The 14,043-nt window shown below is 60.4% G+C and carries 14 protein-coding genes; 10 read left to right on the forward strand and 4 right to left on the reverse strand.

Annotated features, from left to right (window positions below):
• Positions 1-163: 163 nt before the first annotated feature.
• The 7 genes from AC5P6E_RS11655 (at position 164) to AC5P6E_RS11685 (ending at position 5,968) form a co-directional block, all read left to right on the forward strand.
• A complete protein-coding gene (locus AC5P6E_RS11655) occupies positions 164-778 on the forward strand; it encodes an HNH endonuclease (protein WP_495230971.1) in 615 nt (204 codons plus the stop codon).
• 124 nt (positions 779-902) lie between these two features.
• Positions 903-1,133: a helix-turn-helix domain-containing protein gene (locus tag AC5P6E_RS11660; RefSeq protein WP_227838124.1), complete on the forward strand. Its 231-nt coding sequence runs from the start codon at positions 903-905 to the stop codon at positions 1,131-1,133.
• A gap of 60 nt (positions 1,134-1,193) precedes the next feature.
• On the forward strand, positions 1,194-2,408 hold the full coding sequence (locus AC5P6E_RS11665; RefSeq protein WP_495230972.1) for a DNA cytosine methyltransferase: 1,215 nt from the start codon (positions 1,194-1,196) through the stop codon (positions 2,406-2,408).
• Entirely contained in the window at positions 2,405-3,055 is a 651-nt protein-coding gene (locus AC5P6E_RS11670) for an Eco29kI family restriction endonuclease (RefSeq protein WP_495230973.1), read from the forward strand. Before AC5P6E_RS11665 ends, AC5P6E_RS11670 begins: the two co-directional genes overlap by 4 nt.
• A gap of 83 nt (positions 3,056-3,138) precedes the next feature.
• The gene (locus AC5P6E_RS11675) at positions 3,139-3,888 is read left to right on the forward strand and encodes a GIY-YIG nuclease family protein (protein ID WP_495230974.1); all 750 of its coding nucleotides are present in this window, start codon (positions 3,139-3,141) and stop codon (positions 3,886-3,888) included.
• A gap of 97 nt (positions 3,889-3,985) precedes the next feature.
• Entirely contained in the window at positions 3,986-4,894 is a 909-nt protein-coding gene (locus AC5P6E_RS11680) for an FRG domain-containing protein (RefSeq protein WP_495230975.1), read from the forward strand.
• A gap of 3 nt (positions 4,895-4,897) precedes the next feature.
• Positions 4,898-5,968, forward strand: coding sequence for a DUF262 domain-containing protein (locus AC5P6E_RS11685; protein WP_495230976.1), 1,071 nt, complete (start codon positions 4,898-4,900; stop codon positions 5,966-5,968).
• A gap of 172 nt (positions 5,969-6,140) precedes the next feature.
• Here the strand turns inward: AC5P6E_RS11685 and aceE are convergent, their stop codons facing one another.
• Positions 6,141-8,828 (reverse strand): pyruvate dehydrogenase (acetyl-transferring), homodimeric type, encoded by a 2,688-nt coding sequence (gene aceE, locus AC5P6E_RS11690; protein WP_495230977.1) that lies wholly within the window; start codon positions 8,826-8,828, stop codon positions 6,141-6,143.
• Between the two features lie 545 nt (positions 8,829-9,373).
• On the opposite strand from aceE, the gene AC5P6E_RS11695 reads away from it, so the two are divergent.
• Positions 9,374-9,934: a PadR family transcriptional regulator gene (locus AC5P6E_RS11695; RefSeq protein ID WP_126560607.1), complete on the forward strand. Its 561-nt coding sequence runs from the start codon at positions 9,374-9,376 to the stop codon at positions 9,932-9,934.
• Positions 9,935-9,993: 59 nt separating this feature from the next.
• Positions 9,994-10,791 carry a siderophore-interacting protein gene (locus AC5P6E_RS11700; protein ID WP_418081982.1) on the forward strand — a complete coding sequence of 266 codons (798 nt, stop codon included), beginning with the start codon at positions 9,994-9,996 and terminating at the stop codon, positions 10,789-10,791.
• 159 nt (positions 10,792-10,950) lie between these two features.
• On the opposite strand, the gene AC5P6E_RS11705 is transcribed toward AC5P6E_RS11700, so the two are convergent.
• Positions 10,951-11,784, reverse strand: a complete 834-nt coding sequence (locus tag AC5P6E_RS11705; protein ID WP_495230978.1) for a hypothetical protein — start codon at positions 11,782-11,784, stop codon at positions 10,951-10,953.
• 209 nt (positions 11,785-11,993) lie between these two features.
• Between AC5P6E_RS11705 and AC5P6E_RS11710 the strand changes: the two genes are divergently transcribed.
• Positions 11,994-12,395: a hypothetical protein gene (locus AC5P6E_RS11710; protein WP_087803619.1), complete on the forward strand. Its 402-nt coding sequence runs from the start codon at positions 11,994-11,996 to the stop codon at positions 12,393-12,395.
• Positions 12,396-12,617: 222 nt separating this feature from the next.
• Here AC5P6E_RS11710 and AC5P6E_RS11715 read toward each other — a convergent pair whose 3' ends face one another.
• Complete coding sequence (locus AC5P6E_RS11715) at positions 12,618-13,325, reverse strand: YceI family protein (protein WP_012509871.1); 708 nt, start codon at positions 13,323-13,325, stop codon at positions 12,618-12,620.
• A gap of 86 nt (positions 13,326-13,411) precedes the next feature.
• Positions 13,412-14,002: a malonic semialdehyde reductase gene (locus AC5P6E_RS11720; protein WP_010484192.1), complete on the reverse strand. Its 591-nt coding sequence runs from the start codon at positions 14,000-14,002 to the stop codon at positions 13,412-13,414.
• Positions 14,003-14,043: the final 41 nt, after the last annotated feature.

Below are 14,043 nucleotides of genomic sequence, written 5' to 3' on the forward strand. Positions count from 1 at the left end.
GAAGGCTGTGAGTAGGTGGACTGAAGACGAATTGGCTGCTGCCGTTGAGGCGTATCGCCAAATGGAGGCCCGTCTTGCCAATGGATCAGCCCTTGAGAAGGCAAGGGTCTATCGGGAACTGGCCGCCCGCCACGGGCGTACGTCCAAGGCCTGGGAGTACCGCATGCAGAACATCTCCCACGTTCTGGATCAGGCAGGCAAGCCCTGGCTACCCGGGCTTCTTCCAGCATCGAACGTGGGTGCAAAGGTTGAGCCGAAACTTGCCAAGCTCCTCGGGCTTTCCGGTGAGACGCTCACGTCGGTCTCTGGTCCTACAAGAGGACTGTTGCAGCAGGAGGCCAAAGCGGCAGAGGCATCTGGCAGTTTCTCCCCAACAGACGAGGTGGACGAGAGGCGGCGTGTGCTGGCAGCTATCGTTCGGCGCCGCGGGCAGCCTGCCTTCCGCAAGGCACTGCTGGACGCATACGGCGGTCGGTGTGCGATGACTGGGTGCGATGTGGTCGATGCGCTTGAGGCGGCCCACATCCGCCCCTATTCCGGCCAGTCGAGTAGCGTGGTCAGCAACGGTCTTCTGTTGCGCGCAGACGTTCATACCCTTTTTGACCTCTACCTTATCGCCGTGGACCCGGTGTCCCTGCAGGTGTCTTTGGCCCCTGCATTGCGCCAATCAAGCTATAGCGACCTTGTCGGCAAGGAACTGGCGTCTCCAGCATCAGCGACACTTTCGGCCAGCCCTGACTCGCTAGCCTGGCACCGATCACAATGTGCCTGGGCGTAGGGCTCCCCCGCCTGGTTGTCTCAGCTCCTGAGACAGCAGAGGGAGATCCTTCCCGTCCGGATTTCACTTGCCTCACTTGACGTATAGATCAATAATTGGGGCGTATCGAATACGGAAGCCGGGCGTGACAACCCTCCAAGAACTAGGCTGTCAGGTAGCGGCTAGGCGTAAGCAGCTGGGCTTGAAGCAGATCGACGTAGCGAAGACCAGCGGCGTAACTGCTGAACTGCTTTCACGATTCGAAAGGGGTCGCCTTTCTGAGCTCGGCAGCAGAAAGCTGATTGCAGTGTTGTCGGCTTTGGGCATGGAAATCTCACTCAGCACGACGCCATCCTTCATTTCGGAAGAAGGATGATCGCGTCCAAATCTATGTGGACCGTTGGTCCAATCAAGCAAAATTCACTGGAGTACTGGAATGAGATCGGTTGAGCTTTTCGCAGGAGCCGGCGGTTTGGCCATGGGATGCGAAATTGCCGGTTTCGAGCACTTGGCCGTGGTCGAATGGGACAAGTGGGCGTGTGACACGGTCCGCGAGAATCAACGGCGCGACTATCCCCTTGTTCGTGGCTGGACCCTTCATGAAGGTGATGTCCGATCATTCGACTGGTCCTCCATCCCGCAGGACATTGAGCTTTTGGCTGGAGGCCCCCCCTGCCAGCCATTCTCCATTGGCGGCAAACACAAGGCGCATGAAGACGGACGGGACATGTTCCCGGCGACTGTCGAGATCATCAGGCAACTGCGACCGAAGGCCTTCATTGTTGAGAACGTGAAGGGACTGACTCGCGCCAAGTTCGCGAATTACTTCCATTACATTCAACTGCAGTTGGAGTTCCCGGATGTCCCTCCCCGAAAGGATGAGGACTGGTCAGATCACCTTGCGCGCCTTCAAGTAGAGAAGACTTCGGGAAAGCGGAAGGGCAAGGGTCACACCTACAACGTCATTCCTACGCTGGTGAACGCTGCGAACTTCGGCGTTCCCCAGAAGCGTGAGCGCGTGTTCCTGGTGGGCTTCAGAGACGATCTGGGCGTGGAATGGTCGTTCCCGCATGAAACCCATAGCTACGATGCTCTTCTGCATGATCAATGGGTGACCGGGGTCTACTGGAAGCGTCACGGCATACGTCAGCCCAAGATGCCTGCAAAACTGGCAGCTCGGGTCGCCAAGTTGCAGCAGTTCCGTACGATGCTGCCGACGCAGGCATGGCGGACGGTTCGGGATGCGCTGCAGGGGCTGCCAGATCCCGAAAGCCGCGAAGCCAAGAAGTTCGCAAATCACGTCTATCAGGCCGGTGCACGCTCTTACCCGGGTCACACTGGCAGTCCACTCGATTTGCCGGCGAAGACGCTTAAGGCTGGTGGCCACGGCGTGCCGGGCGGCGAGAACATGCTAGTGAAGGATGACGGCTCGGTACGCTACTTCACCATTCGAGAGAGCGCTCGAATCCAGACGTTCCCCGATGGATTCCAGTTCCATGGCAGTTGGTCGGAAACCATGCGGCAGCTTGGGAATGCAGTCCCCGTACTGCTGGGGCAGCGGGTCGCGGCAAGTGTTGCGGAGCAGCTCGCAATTGCGGGACTGTCGCAAATCGCCAAGAATGAAGCAAACACCAAAAGAAAGCGCGCATGACGGCCAAAGTAATTCCGTTCAATCCTCTGGATAAGAAGAACCTTGGTGCGAGCGTCGCCGAGGCATTGCTGACTAAGGAAGTGCACCCCCTCGGCGAGCTATCGCCGTTCGATGGCGCGGGCATTTATGCCATCTACTACACGGGCGACTTCGAGGCTTACGAACGGATTACTCGGCTCAACAACGACGGCAAGTTCATGTTACCCATCTATGTCGGGAAGGCCGTCCCCGCCGGCGCTCGTATGGGTGCGGGCACCGATGTTCCACCTGGCAAGGTTCTCTTTAAGAGGCTTAAGGAGCACGCAGACAGCATCAAGGCTGCGACGAACCTAAACGTTGAGGATTTTTTCTGCCGATTCCTGGTTGTCGATGACATCTGGATCCCGCTCGGCGAGTCGCTCATCATCTCCCGTTTCACACCTGTGTGGAATTCGCTGATTGACGGATTCGGAAACCACAACCCGGGGAAGGGGCGACATGCGGGCATGAGGCCTCGTTGGGATGTGCTCCACCCGGGACGGGAATGGGCGCATCGCTTGGCAGATCGACCTGAGACTCAGCAAAGAGTGGCTGAGGATGCGGCGACTTATCTTCGTGTTTTGCCGAGCTGCCTTTCGGACAAGTTTATCGACGCGTCGAGCGACTAGACGCTCTCCGCCAAAAATTTGACTTGTCGTAAGTGACACGCAAGACACGATATGCTGCGTCTTCAATACACGTAGCTTCGAACATGTCACATTTCAGAGACCTCGAATTTGATCTGCCTTCTGCCCTACTACGGGAACTGATTGTCCTCTTCGAGGAAATGGCACCGGCAGTTCTTAGTGAGCAGAACGTACTACCGCTTGCCGATGGGCAAGGTGTCTACCAACTCTTTCACCGCGACAAGTTGGTTTACATTGGGAAGACAGACAACGAAGCCGGACTGCGAAAACGACTCTTGCGCCACTGCGAAAAGATACGGTCCCGACTCAACTTAATTGCGGACGAGGTCTCGTTTAAGGCCGTAAGAATATATGTATTCACTGCCATGGATTTAGAGAGCGCATTGATCCGGCACTACAAAGCTGTGGCAGGAATTTCGTGGAACAACAGCGGATTTGGTTCAAACGACCCAGGTCGAAATAGAGATCATTCCGCGCTTAAAAGCGGGCATTTTGACGCCCTCTATCCAATCGACCTTAATTATCCTGTCACGATTCATTCAAATGAAGAATTGACAGCAGCGTCACTTCTGGTCCTACTTAAAGAGCAGCTTCCTTTCACGGTCCGATTTTTGACCGCATCTACTCGATCCAAAAAGCCTCATCCTGATCTCATGTCCATCGACGTTCGCGTTGAAGGCTCAGCACATACTGCACGCTCAATTCTTAAATGCATATCTCGCTCACTGCCTATTGAATGGCAGATAACAGCGCTGCCAGGGTATGTAATAGTTTACAAAGAAAAATCAGATTACAGCCATGGCGAGGTGATTTAGAGCTTAGCCTCAAGGAGGCTGTGAGCATCGCTTCATAAATCCATGCGAATCGGAACAATCTTGAGCATTCATATAAAATCAAACGGAAGCTGATTTCATGAACGACATGGCAACACCTGCCGAAAAGAAAGTAGGCAACAGACCCGCAAAAATTCCGGTGAAGAGAAGAGATGGCCTAGGGGAAGCTAAGGACGCCGTAGTAGAAACCGCTATCGAGTCAGCTGCCGACTTCCTATCTGAATTAAACAAACTTGATTATGTAACCAAGAAATTATGGTACCGCGGAACCGGGGACTCAAGTCACAAACTGATACCATCCCTATTCCGACATAAGACAATAAAAAGTCAAGCGGGATTCAAGGCTCTCGAGCTTGATTTGAATGAAACTTTTGAGATGCGCAGCCTCCCCTATACAGAGTCCAGAACTTGGGCGAAGGATGAGTGGGAGCAATTATTCTTCATGCAGCATTTTCGAATTCCCACGCGACTCCTAGATTGGTCCGGCAGTCCGCTGGTGTCACTTCATTTCGCCGCAACATCGGTTGCAACCGATAAACATGGAAAGGCCACGACAGACGCAGCAGTGTGGGTGCTGGATCCTCATGCTTGGAATCAGGCGGCATATGCAGACACTGGCTTCTCCGGGGGCGTTCTGTCCGCGAAAGATAGCTGGCTCAAAAGATACAGCCCCTCCGAGGTCTATACCGTGAATGGTGCGTTGCCGCCAGTGGCAATTCGCGGCGTGCACAACAGCGCGCGTATCGTCGCTCAGCAGGGATACTTCACCGTGTTCGGCCCCCAAGCGGAAGCTCTTGAATCAACCTATCTTTGGAAAAAGGATTCAAAGAGAGTTTTCCCTACCGAATGCCTTCGAAAGTTCGTAATACCGAAACTTAAGATAGAGAGCATACGAAACGAGATTTTCTCCCTAGGAATATCCGAGTCCACCATATATCCTGATCTGGAAGGCCTCGCGGCGGAACTTAAAAGAAACTATGGATTCTGATATATGACCGACCATAACCTATTCAAGATTCACCGGCTCGACCAGAGGACGCTAAGCTGGTGGCGCTCCAGAAGGGACAAAATTGACTTCGACCCAACATACCAGCGTAAGGGGCGGAGGTGGTCAACAAGCGACAAGCAGTATCTTGTGGACTCGATAATCAATGGATTCGACGTCCCAAAATTCTACTTTGCTGACTTTACCTATAGCATCTCAAAGCTAAACGAAAAGAAGAAATCCTATGCTGTAATTGATGGCAAGCAGAGGCTGGAAGCGATATTCGACTTTTTCGATGACCGATTCGGCCTGTCAAACAATTTCAAGCTCCTAGCTGATCCAAAGCTAGAAATTTCAGGAAAGCGATATTCAGAACTGAAGCGAGAGTTCCCATCAATCGCCGAGGAGTTTGACAATTTCAACCCAGACGTTGTTGGCGTCATTAGTGACGATACGAAGTTCATTGAAGAACTTTTTGTCCGATTGAATAGAAGCAAACCGCTCAGCGGCGCGGAGCTACGAAATGCTGTAACCAGCCCCATCACCGAGATGATAAGGCGAATTGGCAACCATCAATTCTTCTCAACAACTGTTCGATTCAATACGAACAAGGGTCAGAATCTGAATGCCGCCGCAAAAGTTCTGATGTTTGAAGTTTCTGGTCTACAGGAAACAAAGAAGAGCAGCCTTGATAAATTTTTTGCTCAGGCCAATGAAAGCCATAAGATGGCCGATGCTGCCGCTCCGCTTGTCTTTGAAACGCTAGATCTCATGTCAGAGACATTCCAATTCAGAGACCCGCTCCTACAATCAGAAGGACCACTTCCGGTTTACTACTGGCTGACCAGAAATGCGTCCGAAGAGAGCATTCCTTACATTCGAGACTTCTTGGAGGAATTCCAGGAAGCCATAAAGGCAGGGAGCGCGAAGGGAAAAGCAAAGGAACAGATTGTTTCAACCGAATCCATCAATGCATACAAACTCGCCAGCAGATCTGTGAACGACAAATCCAGCCACGAGATTAGGTATGAGATACTTTCCAAGGCATTTAGCCGATGGCTAAGCCTTAGAGTGTGAGCACTAAGAGTGCGGCTGCCAAGCGACCAGTATTCCGCTTGGCAGCCCTCCCTCATGTTTACCAAAAATACTGCCACGGCCATTCTCGGCATCATTTTCTGATGGTTGAGAAGCTCAACTCTGCCAAGCAATCGTGTAAAAAAACGGGGCCGATCGGCCCCGTTTAGTTCAATCAAACCCCAACAGGATTAGCCTTCTCCGGATCAATCTTGTACTGCTTGATCGCCCGGGCCACATCCTTCGCGGTCATCTTCCCTTCCTTCGCCAGCGCCGCAATCGCGGCATGCGCGATGTAGTACCGGTCAACCTCAAAGAACCGGCGCAGGTTCGCACGCGTATCCGAACGACCAAACCCATCGGTACCCAGCACCGTGTAAGACATCGGCACGAACGCGCGGATCTGGTCCGCATACGCACGCACGTAGTCGGTGGCGGCAATCGCCGGGCCCTGGCGGCCTTCCAGCAGCTCGGTCACGTAGGCCTTGCGCTGCTCACTTTCCGGATGCAGGCGGTTGGCACGTTCCACGTCGAAACCATCGCGACGCAGTTCGTTGAAGCTCGGGCAGCTCCAGATGTCGGCGGTCACGCCGAAGTCCTTGTCCAGCAGCTCGGCGGCGGCAATGGCTTCGCGCAGGATGGTGCCCGAACCCAGCAGCTGCACGCGCAGTTCGCCCTTCTTCGGCTTGCCGGCGTCGGTCAGCAGGTACATGCCCTTGACGATACCTTCGGCCGCGCCTTCCGGCATTTCCGGGTGGGTGTAGTTCTCGTTCATCAGGGTGACGTAGTAATACTCGTCCACCTGGTCTTCCATCATGCGCTTGGTGCCGTGCTGCAGGATCACCGTCACTTCGAAGCCGAAGGTCGGGTCGTAGCTGCGCACGTTCGGGATGCCACCGGCCACCAGATGGCTGAAGCCATCTTCGTGCTGCAGGCCTTCACCGTTCAGCGTGGTGCGGCCGGCGGTGCCACCCAGCAGGAAGCCGCGGGTACGCATGTCGGCGGCCTGCCAGGCGATGTCGCCCACGCGCTGGAAGCCGAACATCGAGTAGTAGATGTAGAACGGCAGCATCGGCACGTTGCTGACCGAGTAGCTGGTACCGGCGGCCATCCACGAGCTGATCGCGCCCGGCTCGCTGATGCCCTGCTGCAGCACCTGGCCGCTCTGGTCTTCGCGGTAGAACATCAGCTGGTCGGCGTCGACCGGCTTGTACTTCTGGCCGAACGGCGCGTAGATGCCGATCTGGCGGAACAAGCCTTCCATACCGAAGGTACGGGCTTCGTCAGCCACGATCGGCACGATGTGCGGGCCCAGTTCCTTGTCACGCAGGGTGATGTTCAGGCTCTGCACGAAGGCCATGGTGGTGGAGTAGCTGCGCTCGCCGCTGCTCTTCAGCAGGCGTTCGTACGCTTCCAGCTTCGGCGCCACGAAGGTCTTGTCGGCCTTGCGGCGGCGCTGCGGCAGGTAACCGCCCAGCGCGGCACGGCGTTCCTGCAGGTACTGCACTTCCGGCGAATCCGGGCCCGGGTGGTAGAACGGCACCTGGCCGTCGGCCAGCTGCGCATCGGTCACCGGAATGTTGAAACGGTCGCGGAAGTGGCGCACCGCTTCGTCGTCCAGCTTCTTGGTCTGGTGGGTCGGGTTCAGCGCCTCACCGGCGCTGCCCATGCCGTAACCCTTCACGGTCTTGGCCAGGATGACGGTCGGCATGCCCTTGGTGTTCACGGCCTGGTGGTAGGCGGCGTACACCTTGTGCGGGTCGTGGCCACCACGGTTCAGGCGCCAGATGTCGTCGTCGCTCAGCCCGGCAACCATCGCAGCGGTTTCCGGGTACTTGCCGAAGAAATGCTCGCGGGTATACGCGCCGCCGAAGGCCTTGCAGTTCTGGTATTCGCCGTCGACGGTTTCCATCATCAGCTTCTTCAGGACGCCGTTGGTGTCCTTGGCCAGCAGGGCATCCCAGTAACCGCCCCACAGCAGCTTGATCACGTTCCAGCCGCCGCCACGGAACACGCCTTCCAGTTCCTGGATGATCTTGCCGTTGCCGCGCACCGGACCGTCCAGGCGCTGCAGGTTGCAGTTCACCACGAAGATCAGGTTGTCCAGGCCTTCACGGCCGGCCAGGGCGATGGCACCCAGGGTTTCCGGCTCGTCGCTCTCGCCGTCGCCGATGAAGCACCACACCTTGCGGTCGGACTTCTCGATCAGGCCACGGTTTTCCAGGTAGCGCATGAACTGCGCCTGGTAGATGGCGGCCAGCGGGCCCAGGCCCATCGACACGGTCGGGGTCTGCCAGTAGTCCGGCATCAGCCACGGGTGCGGGTACGAGGACAGGCCACCGCCGTCCACTTCCATGCGGAATTTGTCCAGCTGCTCTTCGCTGATGCGGCCTTCCAGGAAGGAACGCGCGTAGATGCCCGGGGCGCTGTGGCCCTGGATGAACAGCAGGTCGCCCGGGTGGTTTTCGCTCGGGGCGCGCCAGAAGTGGTTGAAGCCCACGTCGTACAGGGTGGCGCCGGAGGCGAACGAGGCGATGTGGCCGCCCAGGTCACCCGGCTTGCGGTTGGCGCGCACCACGGTGGCCATCGCGTTCCAGCGGATGATCGAACGGATGCGCCATTCCAGCTCGGCATTGCCCGGGCTCTTGGCCTCGAGCTGCGGCTCGATGGTGTTGACGTACTCGGTGGTGGGAGAGAACGGCAGGTAGGCGCCCGAACGACGGGTCAGTTCCACCATGCCTTCCAGCAGCTGATGCGCGCGCTCGGAGCCCTCGACATCAATAACGGCCTTCAACGACTCGATCCACTCCTGGGTTTCCACAGGATTCGGGTCGTTGTTCAGCACCTCGTTCAACCAGTTCATTAGCGCTCCCATAACCGCACGCACGCGCGCGACTGTTGTATAGATTTCTAGACCGCAAAGTGTAGCGCACCAAGGGCTTTCGTCACTTGGCTACGCAGGCGTATGGATGCAACCGGCCAGTGTCCGCAAGGGGCTTGCAAGCGCCCTTGACGGCCCTGCGGCGGGCCTTGGCGGCTGCGCGGGCTGTCGCTTGCGGGCCGCTGCGCCCATGTGCAGGACGCAGTGTTACTGCTGCCGATGACGGTTGTGGGGCAGCGCCGGGGCCACGGCGAGCGCCGTTCGGGCTTCGCCACTGAGCCAGCGACAACGTGTCGCACCTGCCTCTGGATTGCCGCTGGCCGTGGGCCCAAGGTGGCCCGTGAGTGATGGGCCCGGTGGCCCTGCTCCCTTCCACAGCATCGCCGGGGCGCCTCGCAAGGGGCGCCCCTTTTGGTGTGGGTGGGGCTGGCCGTGGCCCAAATCGCACCTGCTTGTGGCCGGATCGGGTGTTGTCGCTTTCGACATATCGATATATCGTTTGCACACTCGTTTACCGATATATCGAAATGAGCCGAAGCCCCTCTCCCAGAGCCCGCTCCATCGATTCGGCGGTGCCCCGCCGCAACGGCCAGCCACGTGTGCTGAGCCGCGGCGACCTGCGCCTGCTGGTGCTGGCCCTGATCGGCGAGCAGCCGCGCCATGGCTACGAGCTGATGCAGCTGATCAGCAACCAGTTCATGCAGGCCTATACGCCCAGCGCCGGCACCATGTACCCGCTGCTGGCCAGCTTCGAGCAGGCCGGCTGGATCGAGGCCGAGGAAGTGGACGGCAAGCGGATCTTCCGCATCACCGCCGCCGGCGAGTTCGAGCTGAAGGTGCAGCGCACCCAGGTGCGCCTGGCGCAGCGGCGTGCCTTCGACCGCGCCCGCGAGATCACCAAGGCCTCGCTGCCGGCGCCGCTGGCCTGCGCCCTGCGCGAGTTCAAGCGGGCGCTGGTGCATCACCACGGCCGCTGGGCCGAGGGCGAGGCGGACGAAGTGGCGGCGCTGCTGACGCGGGCGTCTGCCCTGCTCAACGGTACCGCCGGTAGCGAGGCATCACCGCTTTCAACGACCCAGCCAGACTGAATCCAGCCAGGTCTCCCCTACGCCGCGCGCCCCCGCGCGACACCTTTACAGGTAACCCCATGACCGAACATAACAACACGCGCCTGCGCCTGGATGTGCGCTTCCGTGAATTGACCGTGCTGCGCACTGAAGAGGTCACCCCGCACATGCGCCGCATCGTGCTGGGTGGCGACGCGCTGGCCGGCTTCGATTCGCCCGGCGCCGACGACCACATCAAGCTGTTCTTCCCCAACGCTGCGGGCGAGATGGTGCTGCCGGTGCTGACCGCCGAAGGCCGCAGCTACCCGGACGGCAAGGAGCCCTCGCCCGCCCGCGACTACACCCCACGCTGGTGGGACCACGAAGCCGGCGAGCTGGCCATCGACTTCGTGCTGCACGACCAGGGCGTGGCCGGGCCGTGGGCCGAGCAGGCGCAGGCCGGCGACGTGCTGGTAATCGGTGGCCCGCGCGGTTCGTTCGTGGTGGCCGACACCTACGACGCCTATGTGCTGATCGGCGATGAAACCGCGCTGCCGGCCATCGCCCGCTGGCTGGACGTGCTGCCGGAAGGTGCCGAGGTGCAGGCGTACATCGAAGTGCGCGATGAGGCTGAACGCCAGGACCTGCCGCAGTACGAGAACGTGCGCATCCACTGGCTGGAGCGCAATGGCTTCCCGGCGGCGACCAGCACCCTGCTGGAAGACATGCTGACCGACTTCGAGGCGCCGGAAGGTGATGTCTTCTACTGGATCGCCACCGAATCGCGTCGCGCGCGGATGATGCGCAAGTTCATCGAAGGCCACCTGGGCGTGCCACGCGACTGGATCCGCTCGACCGGCTACTGGAAGGCCCACCCGGACGAAACCGACGGCGATTGACCGGGCAGCCGGTGGGTGCGGACCCTGCTTGGTGGGTGCGGACCGTTGGTCCGCACGCCTTTGACGCACCTTCCTGGGTGGGTGCGGACCGTTGGTCCGCACGCCCTTGACCATGTAGAGCCGAGCCCACGCTCGGCTGCTTTTCGATTCACCCTCGCGCTACGCGCGATGAGCCGAGCATGGGCTCGGCTCTACAGGAGGGACCGCGACCGGCGGCTTGGCCACCTGCCGCGTCCACCCGAACCGCTGCGCGGCCCAGATCTCCAGCGCTACCAGCAGCGCGATGATCAACAACGGCAACAACAGCCCGAAATACACGCCCGGCATCATGCCGTTGATCTGCGCCTTCACCAGCCGCAGCACGCCACGGGTGTGCAGCAGCTCATCCACGTGCATGGTCAGCGCCTCGCGCACCATCTTGGGTTCCAGGCCGAGGGTGCCGGCCTTGTCCACCAGCGTGTCTTCCACCATGCCGCGCAGCAGGCCTTCGCGCACCTTGCCGATCACCCAGCCGGTGCCGCGTGCCAACGGGCCGTTGCCAAGACGGTCGAGGCCGGGCAGCGGGTGTTCGCTCAGATAGGCCGAAGCAATCGAGTCGGCCACATCGCCCACCGTGCCCTGGCTGTGCAGTGCCTCGCGCATGCGCGGGTCGTCCAGCGAATCGGTGAAGCCTTCGCTCCAGCCTTCCACCAGGGTCTGCAGGTGCGGCTGGAAGTGATCGAGCTGCTTGAACAGCGCGCGGTGCGCACCAGCAGTGAAGCCCAGCTGCAGCCCGAAGAAGGCGGTCACCAGCGGCAGCAGCACCACGTAGCTGGCCAGCAGCCAGTGATGCCAGCGCTTGCGCCGCTGCAACCAACCGCGGCGGTGCAGCCAGCGCCAGCCGAGGATGCCCAGCACCAGGCCAAGCAGCGTGCCAAGCACGCTGCCGCCCACCAGGTCGAGCAGGCTCAGGCCCGACCAGAATTCGTTCAACCAGTACTGCGCGTCCTGCATGGGTCTTCCTTCCGTGGGTGATACAGCGGGCCATTGTAGAGCCGAGCCCATGCTCGGCTGCTCTTCGTTCCGCGATCGGCGAACCCTCGCGCTGCGCGCGATGAGCCGAGCGTAGGCTCGGCTCTACAGGTATTCCGCCGCCCGGTTCAACGCATCAGCCGCCAAGCAATGCGACAATCGCACTCCTTTCCTGCAGCAACGAGGCCCACATGGCCAAACTGACCCTGGCCAGCGTGGATGCGCTGCGTACCCGCTTCACCGATGACGCCGCCTGCGATGCGGCACTGGCCGCCTTCGCCGACACCGCCGCCCTGCGCACGCCGTTGCGTGAGCTGGTGGAGGCACAGCACCGCTACCTGCAGGCCGAGTTCGAAGTGGCGCAGGTGGCCGACGTGCTGCGCCGCGACCAGAAGTACGCGCCGGTGGGCCGCCCGTCGGTGCATATCGTGCAGTTGCGCAAGCAGCAGGCTGCGACCAAGCAGGCCGCGTTGATCGCACGCCAGGTGGTGGCACAGGCCGCGCAGACCTTCGTGCGCGTGAGCGGGCTGGCGGTGAAAGCCAAGCAGAGCCCGAGCGAAGCGTGCGTGGCATGGTTGGGCGCGCTGCGCTGAGGGATCGTGCGGACCAACGGTCCGCACCCACCAGATCTAGGTCCGCACCCACCAGATGCAGGTTGGCGTCTACCGGGTAGTGCCGGCCGCTGGCCGGCAACCCCATCGGCATCGGGCACCTCGCATGCAGCCGGCCAGCGGCCGGCTCTACCCGCGCTCCAAAAAAGAAGGCCCGCTTTTCAGCGGGCCTTCTGCCTTCTCACGACGAGTGAGTTGGGGGCATCAAGCCGCCGGCTTTTCGCCGGTGGCTTCGGTGGTGATGCGGATCTTCACTTCATCGCTGACGTTCGGGGCATACGCGCCGACGCCAAAATCGCTGCGCTTCAAGGTGGTGGTGGCATCGAAGCCGGCGGCCGGAACCTTGGCCATCGGGTGCTCGCCGCCGCCGTTCACGGTGACGTCCAGGGTGACCGGCTTGGTGATGCCCTTGATGGTCAGGTCGCCGGTGACGGTCAGCTTGTTGGTGCCGGCCGCTTCCACCTTGGTGCTCTTGAAGGTGGCATCGGCGAACTTGGCGGCGTCGAAGAAGTCGGCGCTCTTCAGGTGCTCGTCGAACTTGGCGGTGAAGCTGTTCAGGCCGCTCAGCGGCAGCTTCACTTCCACGGTGGACTTGGTCACGTCTTCGGCGTTGTACACCAGGGTGCCTTCAACATTGCCAAAGTGCGCGCTCGGGTTGGAGAAGCCGAAGTGGCTCCACTGGGCCAGCACGTCGGTGTGGGTCGGGTCCAGCTTGTAGGTGCCCGAGGCGATCTGGATCGCTTCGGCGGCCGGGGCGGCAGCAGCGGCATCGGCAGCCGGGGTGGCAGCCTGCTCGGTGGTGGCCGGGGCGGCGGCATCGGCGGCCGGGGCAGCGGTGTCGGCCGGCTTGGAGCAGGCGGCGATGGCCAGGGTCAGGGCCAGCGGCAGCAGCAGTTTACGGGTGGCGCTCATCTCAGGAACTCTCCGGATCGTAGGGTGGGTACACGGTGCAGCAAGAGCCCGCCGCGGGACGGCGGGCCCGAAACCGATACAACGACTTACGCGATGCGCGCCGCTTCGTCGAACGACAGGCGCGGCAGACGCGGGAACAAGCCCGCCGAGTCACCGTAACCCAGGTTGACCAGGAAATTCGACTTGATGGAGGTGCCGGCGAAGAACGCTTCGTCCACCTTGGCCGGATCGAAGCCCGACATCGGGCCGGCATCCAGGCCCAGCGCGCGAGCGGCCAGGATCAGGTAGGCACCCTGCAGGCTGCCGTTGCGGATGGCGGCTTCGTGGCGGCCTTCCTGCGGGCCGTCGAACCAGGCCTTGGCATCGGTGTGCGGGAACAGGTAGGGCAGCTTCTCGTGGAAGTCCAGGTCGAAGCCGATGATGACGGTGACCGGGGCGGCCATGGTCTTGGCCAGGTTGCCTTCGGACAGGGCCGGGGCCAGCTTGTCCTTGGCTTCCTTCGAGGTGACGAAGACGAAGCGGGCCGGCGTGGTGTTGGCGGCGGTCGGGCCCCACTTCACCAGGTCGTACAGTTCCTTCAACAGGCTCTCAGGAACCGGCTTGTCGAGGAAGGCGTTCTGGGTACGGGCAGTACGGAACAGCTGATCGAGGGCAGCAGCGTCGAGCGCGTGGGACATCGGTGGATCTCCAGGGCGGCGAAAGGAAGTCAGTGCCCGCG

The sequence above is a fragment of the Stenotrophomonas sp. YJH_SMC_16 genome (assembly GCF_059367875.1).

Bases quoted from the DNA above. Each gene is read 5' to 3' on its own strand.
- AC5P6E_RS11655 (WP_495230971.1), top strand. From the start codon at position 164: ATGCAGAACATCTCCCACGTTCTGGATCAGGCAGGCAAGCCCTGGCTA.
- AC5P6E_RS11665 (WP_495230972.1), top strand. From the start codon at position 1,194: ATGAGATCGGTTGAGCTTTTCGCAGGAGCCGGCGGTTTGGCCATGGGA.
- AC5P6E_RS11670 (WP_495230973.1), top strand. From the start codon at position 2,405: ATGACGGCCAAAGTAATTCCGTTCAATCCTCTGGATAAGAAGAACCTT.
- AC5P6E_RS11675 (WP_495230974.1), top strand. From the start codon at position 3,139: ATGTCACATTTCAGAGACCTCGAATTTGATCTGCCTTCTGCCCTACTA.
- AC5P6E_RS11680 (WP_495230975.1), top strand. From the start codon at position 3,986: ATGAACGACATGGCAACACCTGCCGAAAAGAAAGTAGGCAACAGACCC.
- AC5P6E_RS11685 (WP_495230976.1), top strand. From the start codon at position 4,898: ATGACCGACCATAACCTATTCAAGATTCACCGGCTCGACCAGAGGACG.
- aceE (WP_495230977.1), bottom strand. From the start codon at position 8,828: ATGAACTGGTTGAACGAGGTGCTGAACAACGACCCGAATCCTGTGGAA.
- AC5P6E_RS11695 (WP_126560607.1), top strand. From the start codon at position 9,374: ATGAGCCGAAGCCCCTCTCCCAGAGCCCGCTCCATCGATTCGGCGGTG.
- AC5P6E_RS11700 (WP_418081982.1), top strand. From the start codon at position 9,994: ATGACCGAACATAACAACACGCGCCTGCGCCTGGATGTGCGCTTCCGT.
- AC5P6E_RS11705 (WP_495230978.1), bottom strand. From the start codon at position 11,784: ATGCAGGACGCGCAGTACTGGTTGAACGAATTCTGGTCGGGCCTGAGC.
- AC5P6E_RS11710 (WP_087803619.1), top strand. From the start codon at position 11,994: ATGGCCAAACTGACCCTGGCCAGCGTGGATGCGCTGCGTACCCGCTTC.
- AC5P6E_RS11715 (WP_012509871.1), bottom strand. From the start codon at position 13,325: ATGAGCGCCACCCGTAAACTGCTGCTGCCGCTGGCCCTGACCCTGGCC.
- AC5P6E_RS11720 (WP_010484192.1), bottom strand. From the start codon at position 14,002: ATGTCCCACGCGCTCGACGCTGCTGCCCTCGATCAGCTGTTCCGTACT.